17 protein-coding genes and 1 pseudogene are annotated in these 18,673 nt (G+C 69.4%); 9 read left to right on the forward strand and 9 right to left on the reverse strand.

Annotation, left to right across the window (positions count from 1 at the left end; genetic code table 11):
- Positions 1-120: 120 nt before the first annotated feature.
- From ACIBO2_RS22210 to mshB, 3 genes are all read right to left on the reverse strand, one after another.
- Complete coding sequence (locus ACIBO2_RS22210; protein WP_358558179.1) at positions 121-621, reverse strand: flavin reductase family protein; 501 nt, start codon at positions 619-621, stop codon at positions 121-123.
- An 18-nt stretch (positions 622-639) separates the two neighbouring features.
- Positions 640-1,077: a DUF6113 family protein gene (locus tag ACIBO2_RS22215; RefSeq protein WP_357944186.1), complete on the reverse strand. Its 438-nt coding sequence runs from the start codon at positions 1,075-1,077 to the stop codon at positions 640-642.
- A gap of 104 nt (positions 1,078-1,181) precedes the next feature.
- A complete protein-coding gene (gene mshB / locus ACIBO2_RS22220; RefSeq protein WP_358558176.1) occupies positions 1,182-2,087 on the reverse strand; it encodes an N-acetyl-1-D-myo-inositol-2-amino-2-deoxy-alpha-D-glucopyranoside deacetylase in 906 nt (301 codons plus the stop codon).
- Positions 2,088-2,116: 29 nt separating this feature from the next.
- On the opposite strand from mshB, the gene ACIBO2_RS22225 reads away from it, so the two are divergent.
- On the forward strand, positions 2,117-4,183 hold the full coding sequence (locus ACIBO2_RS22225) for a DPP IV N-terminal domain-containing protein (protein ID WP_358558173.1): 2,067 nt from the start codon (positions 2,117-2,119) through the stop codon (positions 4,181-4,183).
- 214 nt (positions 4,184-4,397) lie between these two features.
- A complete protein-coding gene (locus ACIBO2_RS22230) occupies positions 4,398-5,786 on the forward strand; it encodes an alpha/beta fold hydrolase (protein WP_358558170.1) in 1,389 nt (462 codons plus the stop codon).
- 98 nt (positions 5,787-5,884) lie between these two features.
- Here the strand turns inward: ACIBO2_RS22230 and ACIBO2_RS22235 are convergent, their stop codons facing one another.
- Positions 5,885-7,684, reverse strand: a complete 1,800-nt coding sequence (locus tag ACIBO2_RS22235) for an ABC transporter ATP-binding protein (RefSeq protein WP_397298781.1) — start codon at positions 7,682-7,684, stop codon at positions 5,885-5,887.
- A 2-nt stretch (positions 7,685-7,686) separates the two neighbouring features.
- On the reverse strand, positions 7,687-9,465 hold the full coding sequence (locus tag ACIBO2_RS22240) for an ABC transporter ATP-binding protein (RefSeq protein WP_397298784.1): 1,779 nt from the start codon (positions 9,463-9,465) through the stop codon (positions 7,687-7,689).
- 1,120 nt (positions 9,466-10,585) lie between these two features.
- Here ACIBO2_RS22240 and ACIBO2_RS22245 point away from each other — a divergent pair.
- A complete protein-coding gene (locus ACIBO2_RS22245; protein ID WP_397298787.1) occupies positions 10,586-11,212 on the forward strand; it encodes a phosphotransferase in 627 nt (208 codons plus the stop codon).
- Between the two features lie 226 nt (positions 11,213-11,438).
- On the opposite strand, the gene ACIBO2_RS22250 is transcribed toward ACIBO2_RS22245, so the two are convergent.
- Positions 11,439-12,101 carry a helix-turn-helix domain-containing protein gene (locus tag ACIBO2_RS22250; RefSeq protein ID WP_358558157.1) on the reverse strand — a complete coding sequence of 221 codons (663 nt, stop codon included), beginning with the start codon at positions 12,099-12,101 and terminating at the stop codon, positions 11,439-11,441.
- A 49-nt stretch (positions 12,102-12,150) separates the two neighbouring features.
- Between ACIBO2_RS22250 and ACIBO2_RS22255 the strand changes: the two genes are divergently transcribed.
- Both ACIBO2_RS22255 and ACIBO2_RS22260 read left to right on the forward strand, forming a co-directional pair.
- A complete protein-coding gene (locus ACIBO2_RS22255) occupies positions 12,151-12,642 on the forward strand; it encodes a VOC family protein (protein WP_358558154.1) in 492 nt (163 codons plus the stop codon).
- A gap of 197 nt (positions 12,643-12,839) precedes the next feature.
- The gene (locus tag ACIBO2_RS22260) at positions 12,840-13,985 is read left to right on the forward strand and encodes an alpha/beta fold hydrolase (protein WP_397298790.1); all 1,146 of its coding nucleotides are present in this window, start codon (positions 12,840-12,842) and stop codon (positions 13,983-13,985) included.
- On the opposite strand, the gene ACIBO2_RS22265 is transcribed toward ACIBO2_RS22260, so the two are convergent.
- Both ACIBO2_RS22265 and ACIBO2_RS22270 read right to left on the reverse strand, forming a co-directional pair.
- Positions 13,943-14,449: a GNAT family N-acetyltransferase gene (locus tag ACIBO2_RS22265; protein ID WP_397298793.1), complete on the reverse strand. Its 507-nt coding sequence runs from the start codon at positions 14,447-14,449 to the stop codon at positions 13,943-13,945. The genes ACIBO2_RS22260 and ACIBO2_RS22265 overlap by 43 nt on opposite strands.
- Before the next feature lie 212 nt (positions 14,450-14,661).
- Positions 14,662-15,342 carry a class I SAM-dependent methyltransferase gene (locus ACIBO2_RS22270; protein WP_397298796.1) on the reverse strand — a complete coding sequence of 227 codons (681 nt, stop codon included), beginning with the start codon at positions 15,340-15,342 and terminating at the stop codon, positions 14,662-14,664.
- 94 nt (positions 15,343-15,436) lie between these two features.
- On the opposite strand from ACIBO2_RS22270, the gene ACIBO2_RS22275 reads away from it, so the two are divergent.
- Complete coding sequence (locus tag ACIBO2_RS22275) at positions 15,437-16,237, forward strand: class I SAM-dependent methyltransferase (RefSeq protein WP_397298799.1); 801 nt, start codon at positions 15,437-15,439, stop codon at positions 16,235-16,237.
- Between the two features lie 53 nt (positions 16,238-16,290).
- Here ACIBO2_RS22275 and ACIBO2_RS22280 read toward each other — a convergent pair whose 3' ends face one another.
- Positions 16,291-17,280 (reverse strand): GlxA family transcriptional regulator, encoded by a 990-nt coding sequence (locus tag ACIBO2_RS22280; RefSeq protein ID WP_397298802.1) that lies wholly within the window; start codon positions 17,278-17,280, stop codon positions 16,291-16,293.
- Between the two features lie 61 nt (positions 17,281-17,341).
- Between ACIBO2_RS22280 and ACIBO2_RS22285 the strand changes: the two genes are divergently transcribed.
- The 3 genes and pseudogenes from ACIBO2_RS22285 to ACIBO2_RS22295 all read left to right on the forward strand — a co-directional run bounded on the left by ACIBO2_RS22285 (position 17,342) and on the right by ACIBO2_RS22295 (position 18,640).
- Positions 17,342-18,079 carry an HD domain-containing protein gene (locus ACIBO2_RS22285; protein ID WP_397298805.1) on the forward strand — a complete coding sequence of 246 codons (738 nt, stop codon included), beginning with the start codon at positions 17,342-17,344 and terminating at the stop codon, positions 18,077-18,079.
- Between the two features lie 68 nt (positions 18,080-18,147).
- A pseudogene (locus ACIBO2_RS22290) lies at positions 18,148-18,438 on the forward strand (methyltransferase domain-containing protein); the annotation flags it as partial.
- 43 nt (positions 18,439-18,481) lie between these two features.
- On the forward strand, positions 18,482-18,640 hold the full coding sequence (locus tag ACIBO2_RS22295) for a hypothetical protein (RefSeq protein WP_397299908.1): 159 nt from the start codon (positions 18,482-18,484) through the stop codon (positions 18,638-18,640).
- Positions 18,641-18,673 lie beyond the last annotated feature (33 nt).

Below are 18,673 nucleotides of genomic sequence, written 5' to 3' on the forward strand. Positions count from 1 at the left end.
GGGCCCACCAGGCCTGCCGTAAAAGATTGCAAAACAAATCGGCGCCCAGCCACCTCCACCCGAGGAGCGTGCCCCCGGACAATCCTCAGTCATGCATCCGGGGCGGCCGCAAAAGACTGCTCATAACGTCTTATAGCGGCCCTGGTGGTAAAGCAGCGGACGGTCGTCAGCCCGGGCGCCGAGCGCGGTAACCCCACCCACCACGATCGAGTGGTCGCCGCCCTCATGGACGGAGGTCGTCCGGGCCTCCAGCGTCGCCACGGCGTCGGTGAAGAGCGCCACGCCCGATTCGCCCCGATGGTGCGCCCAGCGTGCCAGCTGCCCGTCGAGTTCCCGCCCCCGATGCGCGAAGAACCGCGACGCGTCCTCCATGGAGGCCGGCAGCACCGACACTCCCCACACACCCGCCTCTATCACGGCGTCGTGGAAGCGGGCCACCTTCTCCGCGCAGAACAGTACGAGCAGGGGATCCAGTGACACGGACGTGAACGAGTTCACGGTCATCGCGTGATCGATCCCGTCGAGCCTGGTCGTGACGATCGCGACTCCAGTGGCGAATCGGCCGACCACCTTGCGGTAGATGTCCCGATCAACGTGCTGCTCTGTGGAACCATGGTGCACGATCGCTACTTTATGCCTCTAAGTCGGGTTCCTTGGCTGCTGGCCATGCAACAACCAGGAACCGCCGCCCGACGAAGGCGCCAGCCAAAAGGCCACGACCACCGCCGCCATGCCCCCGTAAAGGTAGACGAACCCGGCGGGGCCGTTACCGGAGATCACCAGGTCGCCCTGCGACAGCTTGAGCGAGAACGGCATGGACACCAGCAGCCACCCAAGTGCCGTCACCGACACTCCGAGGCGCGAACCCATGAGCTTGCCCGCCCCGAAACAGACGCCGAAGAGCGCGAGCAGCCAGCCGATCGCCGAGCCCGGGATCATCCCGACGAACGGGACAGGACCGACGTGCCAAATCGCCTGCGTGAACCCGCCCACGATGCCCATGACCAGCCCCAACACGAACAGCATGCCGTAGGCGGCCCCACCCAACGCCGACTCGGCCTGGCTGCGTTGCTCCATGAAGAACGAGGTTAGTGGATGCCCGCGAAGAGATCATTCGCGAGGTCAGTGACCGCCCGCCAAGAGACCGTCCGCGAGGCCGGAAACCAGATCATCCGCGACGGTCAGTGGATGCCCGCGAAGAGATCATTCTCGCGGTTGTGCGGCGCTCCCATCCCGCCCGCCTCGATCGGCGCGCCGGGCATCGCGTGGCCGGGCACGCCGAGCGCCAGGATGTAGTGCTCGACGCCCTGCGCCTCCTGGCCGATGTTGTTCGAGAGCGCGAACCACGGGTCGTCCACACTGATCTGCGTGGCGTGCGCGCGCATGGCGTCCAGCTTGTTGCCGACCCACGGCCGCGCGTCGATCTCCGTGGTGATCACCTCGTCGGGGCTGGCGAACGGCATGTCGTCGACGTCCTCGACGAGGAAGTCGATGTCGGCCGCGCGCAGCGCCTCGGCCGTACGGCGCATCACCGACCTGGCGACGGCCGTGTGGTAGAACTTCGTGATCCGCCACGGCGCACCCTCACCGAAGCGTGGGTCGGCGGCGAGTTCGTACGCCCGCCGCGAAACGCGATGTGCCTGAATGTGGTCGGGATGCCCATAGAACCCGTTGTCGTCATAAGTGACCAGGACCTGGGGCCGTACCTCGCGGATGACCTTGACCAGGTCCCCCGCCGCCTCGTCGAGGTCGGCCTGCCAGAACGCGTTGGGCCGGTCGTTGGAGGCGACGCCCATCATGCCCGAATCGCGCCAACGGCCCGGCGCGCCCAGGAAGCGGTGGTCCTCGACGCCGAGCGCCTTGCAGGCCATCGCGAGTTCGGCGATGCGGTGCGTGCCCAGCGTGTCGTCGCGGTCGGCGGCCAGGTGGGCGAGCTCCGGGGGGATGATCTCCCCCTCCTCGCCGAGCGTGCAGGTCACGAGCGTGACGTGCGCGCCTTCCGCCGCGTACTTGGCCATCGTCGCGCCGGTGCCGATCGACTCGTCGTCGGGGTGGGCGTGCACCAGCAGCAGCCGTCGGTCAGTCATGCGTTCGAGCGTACTGGCAGGATTAGGGCATGAGTGAGAGCTTCCCGCGCCTGTCGGCCAGGACCCGCAGGTTCACCCTCGGAGTGCCCAGGGGCTTCACGATCTCCCCCGACGGCGGCAAAGTCGTATTCTTGCGTACGAAGTCCGGCACCGACCCGGTGACGTGCCTGTGGGAACTCGACACCGAGACTCACGTCGAGCGCCTCGTGATCGACCCGCGTACGCTCGACGCCGACGACGGCGACCTCCCGCCCGAGGAGCGCGCCCGGCGCGAGCGCAGCCGCGAGCAGGCGGGCGGCGTGGTCGGCTACAGCACCGACTCCTCGGTGACCAGGGCCGCCTTCGCGCTGGCCGGCGGCCTGTACGTCACCGACCTGCCCAACGGCGACACCCGGCGGCTGGAGACGCCGGGCGCGGTCATCGACCCGCGCATCTCCCCCGACGGCCAGCGGGTCGCGTACGTCAGCGGGGGTGCCCTACGGGTGCACACCCTCGCGACAGGTGACGACCACGCCCTCGCGGAGCCCGAGTCGCCGACCGTCACGTACGGCCTGGCCGAGTTCATCGCCGCCGAGGAGATGGACCGGATGCGCGGCCACTGGTGGTCGCCGTCGAGCGACGCGCTCCTGGTCGAACGGGCCGACGAGGCTCCGGTCCACACCTGGCACATCGCCGACCCGGCCAACCCGGACCGGCCCGCGACGGCCCAGCGCTATCCGGCCGCCGGCACGCCCAACGCGGTGACCCAGTTGTTCGTGCTCGGAGTCGACGGGTCGCGCGTGGCGGTGCCGTACGAGGACGAATACCTCACGACGGCCGCCTGGAGCTCCCATGCGCTGTCGATCGTGACCATGTCGCGTGATCAGAAGAGGCTGCGCCTGTTCGCGGTCGATCCGGCGACCGGCGTGTCCACGCTGATCCGCGAGGACACCGATCCGGCCTGGGTCGACGTCGTCACCGGCGTGCCCGCGCACCTCGACGACGGCTCGCTGGTCTGGGTGGCCGCCGCCGACGGCGGCAACCGCCTGTTCGTGGGTGACCGCGCCGTCACTCCGCCCACCCTGCAAGTACGCGCGGTGCTCGACGTCGACCACGACAGCGTGCTGTTCAGCGCGAGCGGCGACCCCACCGAGATCCAGTTGTGGACCTGGGACGGCCACTCGCTACTGCCCGTCTCGACCCGGTCCGGCGTGTTCTCTGGGCGGATGTCCGGCGGCGTCGGCGTACTGACCGAGCAGAGTCTCGACACCGAGGGCGTGTCCACCACGGTCGTACGGCGTGACGGCATGGCCATCCCGATCCCCTCGCTGGCCGAGCGCCCCGGCCTCGACCTGCGGGTCTCACTCGGCCGCTCCGGCCGCCGCGACCTGTCCACCGCCGTGGTACTGCCCTCCTGGCACGAGCAGGGCTCGCGGAAGCTACCGGTCCTGATGGACCCGTACGGCGGGCCGCACGCGCAGCGGGTGCTCAACCGTCGCGGCGGCTACCTGGAGAGCCAGTGGTTCGCCGAGCAGGGCTTCGCCGTCATCGTGGCCGACGGCCGCGGCACCCCGGGCAGGGGCCCCGCCTTCGAACGCGCCGTGCTCAACGACCTGGCCACGCCCCCGCTGGAGGACCAGATCGACGCCCTGCAGGGGGTGGCCGAGCAATACCCCGACGACCTCGACCTGACGAAGGTGGCCATCAGGGGCTGGTCGTTCGGCGGCTTCCTGGCGGCACTGGCGGTGCTGCGCCGGCCCGACGTGTTCCACGCCGCGGTGGCGGGGGCGCCGGTGACGGACTGGCGGTTGTACGACACGTGTTACACCGAGCGGTACCTCGGGCATCCGGACGAGCAGGCGGACGTGTACGACAACTCCTCGCTGTTCGGCGATGCGGCCAAGCTGGAGCGGCCGCTGCTGCTGATCCACGGGCTGGCCGACGACAACGTCGTGGCCGCGCACACGCTTCGCCTGTCGTCGGCGCTGCTGGCGGCGGGGCGGCAGCACAGTGTGCTCCCGCTGTCGGGGGTCACCCATATGACGCCGCAGGAGGTCGTGGCGGAGAACTTGCTGCTGCTGCAGGTGGAGTTCCTGAAGAGGTCCTTGGGCGTGTGACCGCCTGGCGCGGGCCGTGGCCCGGCTTCCCGCGCTGTAGGTGACACTCGTCGGTCTGCGCTGTAGGTGACACTCGTCGGTCGACCACTCGGGGTGGGCCGCGTCTCAGGTGTCATCAGCCCGTGGCATGACATGCCACGGGCTGATTCGCCTCCCCCCAGACCAGCCCCTGGTCCGATGTGCCCGGAACCCCCGCTGCGGGATCGTCGTGCGCATGCTCAAGCACATCTCCCTCTCCATCGCCATGGCCCTCCTCGGCTCCGGCGTCCAGTCCCAGCAGGCGGCCACCCTCGACTGGGCCGCCTGCCCCAACGACAAAGTCGGGATGACCTGTGCCGACCTCCAGGTCCCCGCCGACTGGCAGAAACCCGACGGCCGCAAGATCACCCTCAAGCTGGGCCGACTGAAGGCAACAGGCACTTCCGCCGAAGGGTCGGTCCTGGTGGCCTACGGCGGCCCCGGCGGCCCCGGCATCGCCTTGACCCAGACCTACGCCGACCTCTGGGCCAAGCTGCGCGAACGGATGGACGTCATCACCTGGGACACCCGCGGCTACGGTGCACAGTTCAGCGGCCTCAGCACCGGGCTGGCCTGCACCTGGACCCGAATCCCGCTGCCCGACCTCCCCAAAGACGACGCCGCCTTCGGACGGCTCTCCGACACCAACCGCGGCTACGCGGAGGCCTGCCGCAACAAGGACCCCGAGCTGTTCGCCAACATGAGCTCGGCCGACCACGCCAGAGACATGGAGGCCATCAGAAAGGCTCTGGGCGACGGCAAACTCAACTTCTACGGCGCCTCCTACGCCGGGATCTACGCGCAGGACTACGCCCGGCTCTTCCCCGCCCAGGTGCGCACCATGGTGCTCGACGGCACGATCAGCCACAGCGGCACCGACTGGACCACCGACATGGTCAACATGGCCAAGGACAACGAGACGTCCTTCAACCGCTTCTTCACCTGGTGCGCCGGTGCCGGCAAGTGCCGAGAGCTGTCCGCCCAGTGGCGCGGCCTGGTGGCCAAGGCCGACCGCTCCCCGGTTCCGGCCAAGTCTGCAGGAATCGCCTATACGGGGGGCGACCTGCAATCCCTCGCCATGGGGTTCGCCCACCAGGGTCCCGACAGCTATCCCAAGCTGGCGGAGGCCCTCCGTAAGGCCGTACGCGGCGACGCGTCCGGCTTCGTCCCCGCCCGCGGCTCCCGCTACCCCGACCAGTCGACCGGCGTCACCGAATGCACCGACTGGCCGCGCCCCGCTGGCCGCGCCGAGCTCGACAAGACGATCGCCCGACTCCGCAAGATCGCCCCCAACGCGGGCGCGGCCAACACTTTGGCGACGGGCACGCTCGGCTGCATCGGCTGGCCGGTCTCAGTGACCAACCCGCCCGCGCCCCTCCCCAAGGGCCTGCCGCCGATGCTGGGCGCTGGTGCCTGGCGCGAGTCCGACGCGGTCGCCCGGATTCTCACGCAGGTGCCAGGCAGCGCCACCATCCGCCATGAGGGCCCGGGACACACACTCTTCGCCTCCAACGAGTGCGCCCGCAATCACATGTTCCGCTACTTGACGGACCGCACCTTGCCGTCCTCTGAAGCGAAGTGCTGACCACCCCCGGAGGCCGGTTCGTCGACCCCCAAAGGCCGCCCATCGGGAGCCGGTGACCGGTGGCCGGTCACCCAGAGTCGATGGCCAGGAGTCGGCGGTCAGGAGTGCTGTGCCAGCGACTCTGCCGACTCCTCCGTTGCGAGGGAGCCGATGGTGGCCGGGGTCCCGTGCCAGCTGCTCCACAGAGCCGCATACGAACCGCCCTCCGCCACCAGCTCATCGTGCGACCCGAGCTCGCTGATCCGTCCGTCCTCGACAACCGCCACCCGGTCCGCGTCGTGCGCCGTGTAGAGGCGGTGGGCGATGGCGATCACCGTGCGACCGTCGAGCACCGCCGCCAGCGACCGCTCCAGGTGCCGGGCGGCTCGGGGGTCGATGAGCGAGGTGGCCTCGTCCAGCACCAGCGTGTGCGGGTCCGCCAGCACCAGGCGGGCCAGCGCCAGCTGCTGGGCGTGGGCAGGAGAGACGGCCAGCCCACCGGACCCGACGACCGTGTCGAGTCCGTCGGGAAGGGCGAGCACCCAGTCGAGCGAGTCGACCGCCATGAGGGCCGCGCGTACGGCGGTGTCGTCGGCGTCCGGGCGGGCGATCAGCAGGTTGTCGCGGAGCGTGCCCTTGAAGACGTGGTGCTCCTGGGTGACCAGCGCGACGTGGCCGCGCAGGTCGTCGAGGGGCAGGTCGACCAGGGGCACACCGCCCACCGACACCGCGCCCGTACGCGGGCCGTGGATGCCCGCCAGCAGCCTGCCGAGCGTCGACTTGCCCGCGCCGGAAGGGCCGACCATGGCCAGCCGTTCTCCTGGCCGGACGGTCAGCGACACGCCGTGCAGCACGTCGCGGCCCTCGCGGTAGGCGTAGCGGACGTCGTCGGCCTCCAGCAGTTCGCCCGCGGGCCGAGCGGTGGAGGCGGTCCGGTCGTCGGGTACGTTCGCCACGCCGAGCAGCCGGGCCATGGCGGCCCCGCCCACCTGCAACTCCTCGATCCACATGAGAAACCGGTCGAGCGGGTCGATGAGCTGCTGCGCGTACAGGGTGGCGGCGGTGACCTGGGCCAGCGACACCCAGCCGTTGGTATAGAACAGGCCGCCGATGAACAGGGTCGAGACGACCGGGATCACATAGCCCAGCTCGACGGCGGGATACCAGATCGTGCGCAGCCACAGCGTGTAGCGTTCGGCGGCGAACGAGCCGCGGATGTCGTTCGCGGTCCGCGCCTCCCGCCGCCGCTGGAGGCCGAGCGCCTCCACGGCTCTGGCGCCTTCGACGGTCTCGGCCAATCCCTCGGTCATGTCCGCGTAGGCGGCGTTCTCGCGCAGGTAGCCGTCGCGGGCGCGGTTGAGGTACCAGCGGGTGGAGATCCAGAGCAGCGGCACCGCGATCAGCATCGGCAGCATGAGCAACGGGCTGACCAGTACCATCGCGCCCACGGTGATCGTGAAAGTGACAATCGCGATCAGCGTCTCGGGCACGGCGTGCCGGACGGTTTGGGAGAGGGAGTCGACGTCGCGGGAGGTCCTGGTGATCAGGTCGCCGGAACCGGCCCGCTCCACCGTCGACAGCGGCAGGCCGAGCACCCGGTCGACGAACTCCTCACGCAGCTCGGCGAGGACCTTCTCGCCGAGCTTGGCCGAGGCGAGCACCGCGTAACGTACCAGAGCGCCCTGCCCGAACAGGAACGCGCCGATACCGACGGCGAAGAGCAGTACGTTGACATGGCCGCCGTCCTGGACGTTCTGCACCAGATTGCCGAGTTGCCAGGGCACGGCCAGGCCCACAATCGCCGCGAACCCGTGCAGGGCCAGCACGACGGTGAGCTGACGCGGATACTTGAGCGTCAGCCGCCTGGCGTAGGCGCGCACCTGTCTCTGGTCGGCGACCGGCAGGATCTCGCGGGCCATCGTCAGTCCTCCCCTCTCGTCACGGTCGCGGTGTATTCCGGTGAGGTCGCCAGCAGGTCGCGGTGCGTGCCTTCGGCGAGCACCCTGCCGTTCTCGACGTAGATCACGTGGTCGGTGCGGTCAAGCACCAGCGGGCTGGTCGTGCAGACCAGCGTGGTTTTACCGACGCGGGCCTTGGCCAGCCGCTCGCCGATGCGGGCCTCGCTGTGGGCGTCGACGGCGCTGGTCGGCTCGACCAGGATGAGCACCTCCGGATCAGCCAGCAGCGCCCTGACCAGCCGGAGCCGCTGCTGCTGCCCGCCGGAGAACTCCCGGCCCGCCTCGGCCACCAGAGCGTCGAGCCCGTCGGGCAGGGCCTCGATGATGTCCTCGGCACAGGCTGCGTACAGCGCCTGCGCCACCCGCTCACCGGAGGAGTCGCCACGGACGTCCAGCTCGTCGGAGGAGTCGCCACGGACCTCCAGCTCGCCTGAGGAGTCGCCACGGACCTCCAGCTCGCCTGAAGAGTCGCCACGGACCTCCAGCTCGTCGCGGAGCCTGCCGGTGAACAGGCGGGCGCCGTTGTCGGCGACCAGGATGCGCGTACGGATCTCGGCCATCGGCAACGTCGCCAGGTCGACCCCGCCGAAGGTGACATCGCCCTCGGCATAGCGGCCCAGCCGGTCGGCGATGGCGATGGCGTCCTCCGGCAGAGCGGCCGCGATCGCGGTCATGACGCCCGGCTGGACGGTGACGCCGCTGTAGGAGTCGCGCAGCACGCCGCCCTCACTGGTGCCCGTGCCCCCTGACACCTCGGGCTCGATGGACAGAATGCGCACCACGCGGCGGGCGGCGACATGGCCCTTGGTCAGTTTGTCGGCGACCTCAGTGAGCGTACGCATCGGGCCGATCAGGAAGACCGCGTAGCCGTAGAAGGCGACGAGCTGGCCGGCGGTGATCTCGCCGCCGATCGCGAACGAGGCGCCTATCCCGGTGACGACCGCGATGAGCACTCCGGGCAGCAGGATCTGCGCGCCTTCAAGCAGCGATTCGACCTTGGACACGTTGACGCCCGCGGCCCGTACACGCTGGGACTCCTCGCGGTAGCGCGCGGCGAACACCTGCTCGCCACCGATGCCGCGCAGCACCCGCAGGCCCGCCACGATGTCGGCCGACCTGGTGGACAGCTCGCCCATCAGGTCGCGCTGGGTCTTCTGCCGCCTGTGCAGCGGCTTGAGCAGAGGTCCGATCGCGACGGCCATCAGCGGCACGCCGAACATCACCAGCAGCCCCAACGGCAGCGAAGTGGAGATGAGGATCACGGTGACCGCGATGATCGCCACGACGGAGCCGGTGCCACGCGGCAGGATCTCCATCGAGTTGCCGATGTGGGAGATATCGGAGTTGCCGACGCTGACGACCTCGCCGGTCGAGACCCGCTTGGGCAGCGTGGCACCGAGCCGCGCGGCCTGCCTGGTGGTCACTTGTACGGTGCGGTAGGCGGCGGCCAGCCAGTTGTAGACCGCCATCCGGTGCCGCATGATCCCAGTGAACGCCTGCAGCACGCCGATCACGAGCATGATCGCCGACCAGGTCAGCAGCGCGTCGGTGTCCTTGGCCGTGACGGCGTCGATGCCCTTGCCGAGCACAGCGGGGACCAGCGCCTGCAACAGCCACCAGGCGGTGGCGAAGCCGATGCCGCCCAGCAATGCCGGGGCCTGGGCACGCGCGTTCCACCACAGGTACCGGAGCGGGCTGCGGATGTCGGGCATGCCGAAATCGGCTTCTGGAAGGGATCGCATAGCTCATCAAGGTTGACAAGGCGCCGGCTGACCCGGCAAACCATTTTCCGACTGGAGCACCGCAACGAGTGCTGACTGATCAGATCCACCGGCCTCCGACCTCAACACCCATAGCGGCGCTCACCAACCAGACCCACCGGCCTCCGACCTCAACATCCGTAGCGGTGCTCACCGATCAGGTCCACCGGTCTACGACCTGAACGCCCATAGCGGTACTCACCGACCAGATCCGCTGATCTCCGACCTGAACACCACACCGGTGCTACCCGACCAAGTGCAGCGGTTTCCGACCTGAGCACCCCGGCGGTGCTCACCGACCAGATCGACCGGTCCGTTGTCTTGGCGGCCGACTGCGCGTACGACCTGCCCGCGACGAACCGCACCGACCTGGATCGCCGACCCCTGCCAGATCGGGATTCCGGCCACGACACTTCCGGCGAAGGCGTCCGATGACGTCCCGCAGAGCGGTGTAGTTTTACCCGCTCAGCCCTGTTCGCCCACGTAGGAAACGCACAACGAGATCGTTGACCCACCCCTGGGCAGGACATCACCGGTCTTCCGCCAAGGCGTTCTGGCGGAGCCGCTCCGGCCACGCCGAGCGCCGGCCCGCGCGCCGACCGCCGGATGCAGCGGCTGCGCATCGGCGGCTCGACCCGCGCCTGCCGCAAGCGGCGTGTCGGCGTGCCACGGCAGTCCCGCCGGTCCGACCGGTCCGGCCACGGCGCTCCTGCAGGGACGGTCCGGCGCTCGATTATCCGGCGGACGGCTCCCGCCCATCATCCGACTGGCGTGCCACGGCGAGCCCCACCGGTCCGACCGCTCCGGCCACGGCGCTCCGGCAGGGACGGTCCGGCACCCGATCATCCGGCGGACGGCTCCCGCCGGATTGTCCTTGCGCCCGGCCCCAAGCAGGTAGCAGGGAGCGCGCTGCGGGGACACGCCGAAGCGCTTTACAGGACGCATGTTCGCATCAGGCTGACACTTCGTCGGGCTTTTGCCGTTCAGCCGCCCGGTGCCTGCGGTTTCCCCACCATTCTACCGCCGACCCGGTTTTACACCGTGTATCGAGGGTGGCTCAGGTGATTCCGGGGATCTTCCCGGTACGCCAGAATCGGTCCTTGTGAGGCACGGGTACACCAACAGCACGGTCGGCGACGACACATGGGTCGTCAAGTGTTACGAAGGTCCTGACGCGGCGATCCGTCTCAAGACCGAGAGCAGGTTCCTGCGCCGACTGCGCGGGCGACTGCCTGTGCCCGCCGTACACCGGGTGACCCCGACGAGTGTGACCACTCGCTACGTACGCGGGGCGCACGGCCAGGACCTGCTCGACGAGGGCCGCGTGACCGAGGTCCTCGCCGGATGCGGGCGGACGCTGGCCCGCATCCACCGGCTGGGGATCGTGCACGGCGACTACGGGCCGCAGAACCTGCTGTTCGACCCGGCCACGTTCGAGACGGCGGCGATCCTCGACTGGGAGTGGGCGCACCCGGGCGAGCCGATCGAGGACCTCGCGTGGTGCGAGTGGATCGTGCGCATGCACCACGCGGAGCACGTACCGCTCCTGCCGTCCTTCTTCGACGCGTACGGCGGCCCAGTGCCGTCCTGGCCGGACCGTCACGCGGCCATGGTGGCGCGCTGCCGTGCCCTGCTCGACTTCACCGGCCGGTGGGAGCCGGGCGGCGACGGCGAGAAACTGTGGCGCGAGCGCCTCGACATCACCGCCTCCTGGACCGGCGCCGCCTGACGCCGATGCGGGCGGGCATCAGGGCGGCGGGCAGCCCGTCAGAGCGATGGCCGTCGCCGGTCGTCGCAGCGCAAGGTCGGCGGGCGACCGGTCCGAGCAAGCGCGGTCGCCAGTCGTCGCAGCGCAACGGCGGTGTCGGTTTCCGAAGTCGAGTGCACAGATGCGCGAAGTGGTTTGCCCGCCGGCAGGGCGTGCGTGACTGCTCCTCCCGCAGTCGCAGACGCCGTCACTGTGGCGGGGCGGCGGAGGTGGTCGCTGGCCCGGTGGCGAGCAGGCGGGTGAGGGTAATGGTGAGCCAGCGTTCGTAGGCGTCGGCGTCCCAGCCGATCATCTGGCGGGCCAGCAGGTACGTCTCGGCGTGCACCAGGACGGCGGTGGTGTCGGTCAACCAATCCAGGTCATGGCCGGCGGGCAGGAGGGCGTCGTGGGCCATCTTGGCCCAGAAGGCGCGCATGTTGTCGCGGGTGGCCTGGCGGCCGGCCTGGGAGGCGGCGGCCAGGTCCGGTTCGGCGGCGGCGGCCTGCAGGGCGACGGCCAGCAGGCCGCCGGCGCGTTCGTTCATCTGGCGGCAGCCGCCGGCCAGGGCGGCGATGCGCTGCTCGGCGGTGGGGGCGGTGCCGGCGCGGGTGTACCAATCGCGGCCGGTGATGTCGACGGGGGCGGTGTCGCCGGCGAAGGCGACGTCGACGCAGCGTTTCAGGAGCGCGGCCTTGGTGCCGAAGCGCACGTAGACGGTGCGCTCGCCCACCTGGGCCAGCTCGGCGACGGCGGTCAGGGTCGTGGCGGCATACCCGTTGCGGAGGAACAGCGTGGTGGCGGCGGTCAGGATCTTGTCCTCGGTCTCGGCGACGCGGGCGGCGCGCAGATCGCGCTTGACGGGGTCCGACATGCAGTGCAGTATAACTGCATCAATGCAGCGAGACTGCAATGGGGGGATCATGTCGAACATCCCAGCACTCGATGGAGTGCACCACCTCAAGCTCCCGGTCAGCGATCTGGAACGTTCCTTGCATTGGTATCGGTCCCGGCTCGGCTACGAGATCGGCATCGAGTTCACCGAGCAGGGGGTGCTCATGGGCTACGCCCTCGACCATCCACGCGGCGGCCCGATGCTGGCATTGCGCCTGGACCCGGACCGGGCCAAGGCCGCCGCCGGGTTCGACTACTTCGCCATCGGCGTGCCAGGAAAAGCCGCCCTCGAGGAGCTCGCCGCGCGCCTGACCGCGCGCGGCGACGCCCACGCGGGGGTGCACGAGGCCACGATCGGCTGGATCCTGCCGCACCTGCACGACCCCGACGGGCACGAGGTGCGCTTCTACACCACTGAGCACCACACCGAGCCCGGCCCGGAGGGGCTGCGGGTGGACAACCCGCGCGAGAGCGCCGCGGCGCGCGAGACCGGGCGGCGGCAAGGCAACGAGCAGCGGTGAGGCAAGCCGCCTCACTGTCTCTGATCCACGCTCCTGGCGGGCATCACCACTGGTCATGGGCGCTGTTCTGCCCCGCCGGACGGCCTCGCTGAGCCGTACGGGTTCATCGATCGTGATGAGGCCGGATAGTGCCTCGGAGAGGTCTACTTGGTTGGAGGGGGAGGTGCGGGCTCAGGTCCGCGGTGGAGGGGGTTTCGGTGAAACAGGTGGTCAGGTTCGCGGCCACGCCGCATGGCCGGGTGGCGTACTCGGTGGTGGGCAGCGGGCCGCCACTGGTGTTCCTGCCTGGCTGGGTGTCGCATCTGGGTGTGCTGTGGGAGGTGGTCACGCATCGGCGGTTCGTCGAGACGCTGGCCCGCCGCTACACCGTCGTACGGTTCGACAAACCCGGCTGTGGGCTGTCGGACCGCGGGCGGCAGGTGTTCTCGCTGGACTCGGAGCTGGAGGTCCTGGGCGCGCTGGTCGGGCATTTAGGGCTCAGGCGGTACGTGCTGCTCGGGTCGTGTGACGGTGGGCAGGTGGCGGCGGCGTTCGCCGCGCGCAATCCGGACGCCGTCAGCGCGCTGCTGATCTACGGGAGCTGCGCGCGGGGATACGACCTGGCACCGCAGGAGGTCCGCCGGTCGGTGTTGTCGCTGGTACGGGCGCACTGGGGGCTCGGCTCCCGTGTCTTGGCCGACATCTGGTTCCCCCACGCGTCGGCCGACGTGGTCACCGACTTCGTCCGGCTGCAGCGGGCTGCAGCCACGGCCGACACCGCGGCGGACCTGCTGGAGATGTTCTACGGGATCGAGGTCGAGAGTGAGCTGCCGCAGATCCGGGTGCCCACGCTGGTGCTGCACCGCCGAGGTGGCCGGGCGGTGCGTTTCGAGCTGGGCCGGGAGTTGGCCGCGTTGATCCCCGGCGCGCAACTCGCCACGCTGGAAGGGCGGCTGCAGCCCATCTACGCCGAGGGCGGCGACATCGCGGCCGCGGCGATTCTGGCGTTTCTGCACGATCAGATCGGCCGGGTGCCGATCGGTGTCACGCTCACCGATCGCGAGATGCAGGTCGCGGCGCTGATCGCGGAAGGGCTGACCAACGCCGAGATCGCCCGGGTGCTGGGGGTGTCGGCGCGTACGGTGGACGCGTACGTGGAGTGCCAGGACCTCACCGTCGCGCACACGAGTACGGAACAAGACGCACGGGAGCGCAGAGAACTCTGGACAATCCGGTGCTTCACCGTCCTCTGCCTAGATCCCCGAAAGCCCGGGACATCCACGCACACGACTTCGGAAGGTGGCAGGCGGCCAGCGGCCGGTCAGAGCAAGCTCAGCCGCCAGTCGTTGCAGCGCATCGGATGACCGACCGGGTACTCGAAGTCGACCTCCCCGACGAAGGTGAACCCGGCCTTGCGGCAGATCGCGTTGGACGCCGGATGTTCCACCGATGGGTAGGCGTGCAGGTGCCGGTGCCTGCCCTCCGCCCGAGCCTTGGTCGCGATGGCGATGGCGGCCGCCGTCGCGATGCCCCGCCCCTGAAACTCCGGCAAGATCCCCCATCCCGTCTCATAAACGGTCTCACCCTGCCATTCCCGCTCCCAGAAGCCGATCGAGCCGACCGTCTCCAGCTCAGGCTCGACGACCACGCTGAACATGGCGCCCAGTCCCGGATCATCCAGCTTGAGGTAGCGCTCGTGCCGCCCGACCACCTCTTCCTCGGTCTCGGGACCGCCCAGGTGCTCGGTCATCTCGGGAGCGTTGAGGCGGCGCAGCAACCCAAGGTCGCCCTGCGACCAGGGCTCAAGTCGGACAAAAGGTATCTCCATCCCGCGGATGGTACTGAACGAGTCTGACAATCACCGCGCAAACCTTGCGACGTCCGGACCCATCTTGCGGATAACCGATTACCTTCGCCGACGGGAGCGTTGAAGACGCTCCTTGCCGCGCCGGCCGAAGACAGCATCTGGGATGCGCCGAGATGGGGCTGCAGTGCCGGCCGACAAGCCGCAGGCGCGACGGTTCTGCGAGCGATTCGGGATCACATCGCTGGGGCGGCCGGAGGAGGCGCACCACCGGCTGACGCTCGCAGGGAGTACATGAGCGGGACCCTGGGCGCGCCCTCCGGCAGGCGGTAGCCGGTGTGGTCGCCGGACATCGTGGCGAAGCGGCGGAAGAGGGTGTGGTCGTACTCGTGCAGAAACTCCACCCGCAGGCCCGCCGCCGCCACCGCGCTGACGACGTCGCCGATGCTGTGCTGGAACTGCACGGAGGTGTGGGACTCGATCAGCCGGCCACCGGTGTAGGTGTACGGCTCCTCCCAGACGTGCGGACCCCGGTCGAAGTAGTCGTAGGCGATCGTCGTACCGGTCTCCTCATCAAGGACTTGGGGAAAGGGGTGGAATTCCGCGAGGTAGAGGAATCCGCCCGGTTCCAGCAGCGCGGCGACCGCCTCCGCCCAGCGGGTGAGCTCGGGCAGCCACACCAGGGCACCGAGGCCGGTGTAGACGATGTCGTAGGTCTCGCCGAGCGCCTCGACCGCGTCGTACACGTCGGCGGTGACGAACCTCGCCGGCAGGCCGCAGTCGGCGGCGATGGCCCTGGCCTGCTCGATGGCGGCGTCGGAGAAGTCGAGCCCGGTCACCTCGGCGCCGAGCCTGGCCCAGGAGAGCGTGTCCAGGCCGAGGTGGCACTGCAGGTGCGCCAAACGGCGGCCGGACACGTCGCCGACCTCCGCGACCTCGAATGGTCTCAGGACGCTCCGGCCGTGGGCCTTGAAGATGGCAGCTGTGTCGCCGCACTGTCAGCATTGGAGAATGTCCCGCGATCTTCGGCTGATGCGAGCCACCTTCGACAGGGCCGCTGACTCCTATCAGGACGCCCGCCCCGACTACCCGGCCGAGCTGTATTCCGACCTGCTGGCGATCACGGCGATCACGCCACCCGCGCACCTGCTCGAAGTCGGATGCGGTCCGGGGAAAGCCACGCTGCCATTGGCGCGGATGGGCTTCCGGATCACCGCGGTCGAACTCGGCGAAGCTCTGGCGGCGGAGGCACGGCACCGCCTCGCCGAATTCGCCGACGTTTCCGTGATCACGTCGTCATTCGAAGACTGGGAGCCGCCGACAGGAGTCCGCTTCGATCTCGTGTACGCGGCCACGGCGTGGAAATGGGTGGACCCGGCGGTCAAGTACGCGAAAGCAGCCGAGCTGCTCGCCCCGGGCGGCCATTTGGCCGTGTGGAACGCCGACCACGCGTTCCCGGCAGATTTCGACCCGTTCTTCACCGAGATCCAGAAGGTCTATGACGAGATCGCCGAAGGTGATGGCAGCCCGTGGCCGCCGCCACTGCCTGAGAACCAGCCCGACCCCATCGCCACCGAGTGCGATGCCTCCGGACACTTCACAGTGGTCGGAACAAGACTCTACGTATGGGCATTGCGCTACACGGTAGACGAATACATCGCGCTGCTCGACACGTTCTCCGGCCACATCGCCATGGACCCGGCCAAGCGGGAACACCTCTACCGTGAGATACGCCGCCTCCTCGCCGCACGCCCGGACGGACGACTCGTCCGCCACTGGTCGGTCGGCCTCACCATCGGCCGACGCCTGTGACCTGGAGCTAGCCACTACGCCATGACCAGGAGAAAACCCCCTGCGGACTTGGGTCATCCTCCTCGGGTGGTGAAACGCTCCCGATAGGCCGCCGGCGTGACGCCGAAGCGTTGTTTGAACAGCCGGTGGAGCGTCTCGACCGAGCCGAGCCCGACCGCGTTCGCGATGGCTCTGAGCCCGTTGCCGGTGTGGACGAGTTGCCGCGCGACGGCGTCGACGCGGACCGACTCCACATACTGCGCGGGCGTCACCCCGACCTGCTGACGGAAGACTCGCGAGAAGTGCCGGACGCTGAGGTTCGTCCGGAGCGCGAGCGCGTCGTTGGACAGGTCCTCGGTGAGGTGATCCGGAATCCACGCCTGCAGCCGGGCGATCTGCGCGTCAGTGGCCGAGGAGTACGCCAGAAGCTCGCTGAACTGGCTCTGACCACCCGGTCGCCGCATGTACATGACGAGCCATCGGGCGACACGACGGGCCAACTCGTCATTGTGGTCGTGGGCGACCAGGGCGAGCGCGAGGTCTATCCCCGTGGACACGCCGGCCGACGTCCAGATGTGCTCGTCACGCACGTAGATCGCGTCAGGCTCGACGGTCACCTCGGGGTGGTCGGCGGCGAGCTGACCCGCCGTCGCCCAGTGCGTCGTCGCCCGCCGCCCGTCGAGCAATCCGGCGGCGGCCAGCATGTGCGCTCCCGCGCAGACCGAGGCTACTCGGGACGCGCCGTGAGCGCCGGAGGCCGCCAACCACTGGACAAGCGACTCTGCCTCCAGCGCCTTGACCCCACTCTCATCGAATGCCAGGCCGCCAGGCACGACGAGAGTCCCGATCTCGCGAGGCAGTTCCTTCCAGGAGACGTCGGCGGCGATCGAGGTGCCTCCGGCACAGCGCACGAGCCCAGGCTGGGGCCCGGCGACCAGTGTCTTGTAGCCGGGGACGTCCTTGTTCAGCAGGCGATCAGCGGTGGAGAACACCTCGAGCGGTCCGGCGACGTCAAGAAGCTCGACGCCGTCGAACACGGCGACCACGACGAGGTGAGGGGTCATGGCGCCAAGTCTGCAGGATCACCGGGATGTCCGTGGTGACAAGAACATGTCACATCCGGCCGTGGCCCAGCGACACGACCGTGGCCCGGCGACGCGGCCATGGCCCGGCGACGCGGCCGTGTCCGAATATGACATACCAACGTCCTTGCGGCCATCGGTCGCGCCCGCCGACGATGGTGCTCGTTCGATTCCTCTGACGAACGGACCCATCCGAATGATCCCCGCGTTTCCTCAAACCCCCACGACCCGGGCGGCCGCCGACCTCGCCGCCGAGGCAGCACCCGCTTACCTGCTCAATCACAGTTACCGCACGTACCTCTTCGGACGGTGCATCGTTTCCGAGCCCGAAGTCGACGAGGAGGCGGCCTTCGTCGCGGCGATGATCCACGACCTCGGCCTCACCGACACCTACGCCGCCGAGAGCGAGTTCGGACGCGTCGGCGCCGATCTCGCGTGCCGCTTCCTCGAAGGGCGCGGATGGGACCTGGAGCGCATCCACCTGGTCGAGGAGGCGATCCTGCGGCACACCAACCTCGTGGCCGAGCAGTTGCCCGTGTTCCGGTTGGTCCAGGCGGGGGCGACCGTCGACGTCGCCGGACTCGGCTGGGAAGGGCTCGCGTCCGATGATCTCGCCGGCATCTTGGCGGCCTATCCGCGGCTCGATTTCGCATCGAGCATGCGAAACAGCTTCCTCGATGAGGTCCACCGGCATCCGGAGGGCGCCTTCGCCCACCTCGAACAGACCGTCGCGCTCTCCGACCGATTCGGCGGCAACCCGATCGACACTCTGAGAGCGTGAACGCCCGTGCACCGGATCTTGACACGCTCTCCCCGGAAACCGCACACCGACCTGCTTGGCTGATGGTCATGACGACCGTCGCGTACTTGGACCAACTAGCCGCCAGCGCCCCCGGCCGCGCGTACAAGCGGGACCTGCTGACCATGATGGACCTGCGGCCCGGCCAGACCGTGCTCGACATAGGCTGCGGCCCCGGCACCGACCTGGCCGACCTCTCCGACGGCGTGACCTCTTCGGGTACGGTGATCGGCCTCGACCACGACCCGGCCATGGCGGACCAGGCCCGGCTACGGCTGGCCGACCGTACCAACGTGGAGATCCGCGTCGGCGACGCCCACGCGATGCCACTCGACGACGGCACCGTCGACCGGGCGCGTACGGACGGCGACGGCGTTCAGCCCGGTGATCCGGGACCTGGAGACGGCCGAGCAGCTCTTCGGCCTGCGCCGCACCCTCTCCAGGGCTGTGCAGGCGGGCTACCTGGACGACTCCGCCGACCTCGGCTCCGGGCCCTTCCTGGTCAGTTGCCCGCTGTTCATGGTGGTGGCCGACGCACCTTGACGGCGTCAACACGCACAGGCGGGCGGGCCGTAC

Origin of the sequence: Nonomuraea sp. NPDC050022 (genome assembly GCF_044460705.1) — a bacterium.
GTDB lineage: Bacteria > Actinomycetota > Actinomycetes > Streptosporangiales > Streptosporangiaceae > Nonomuraea.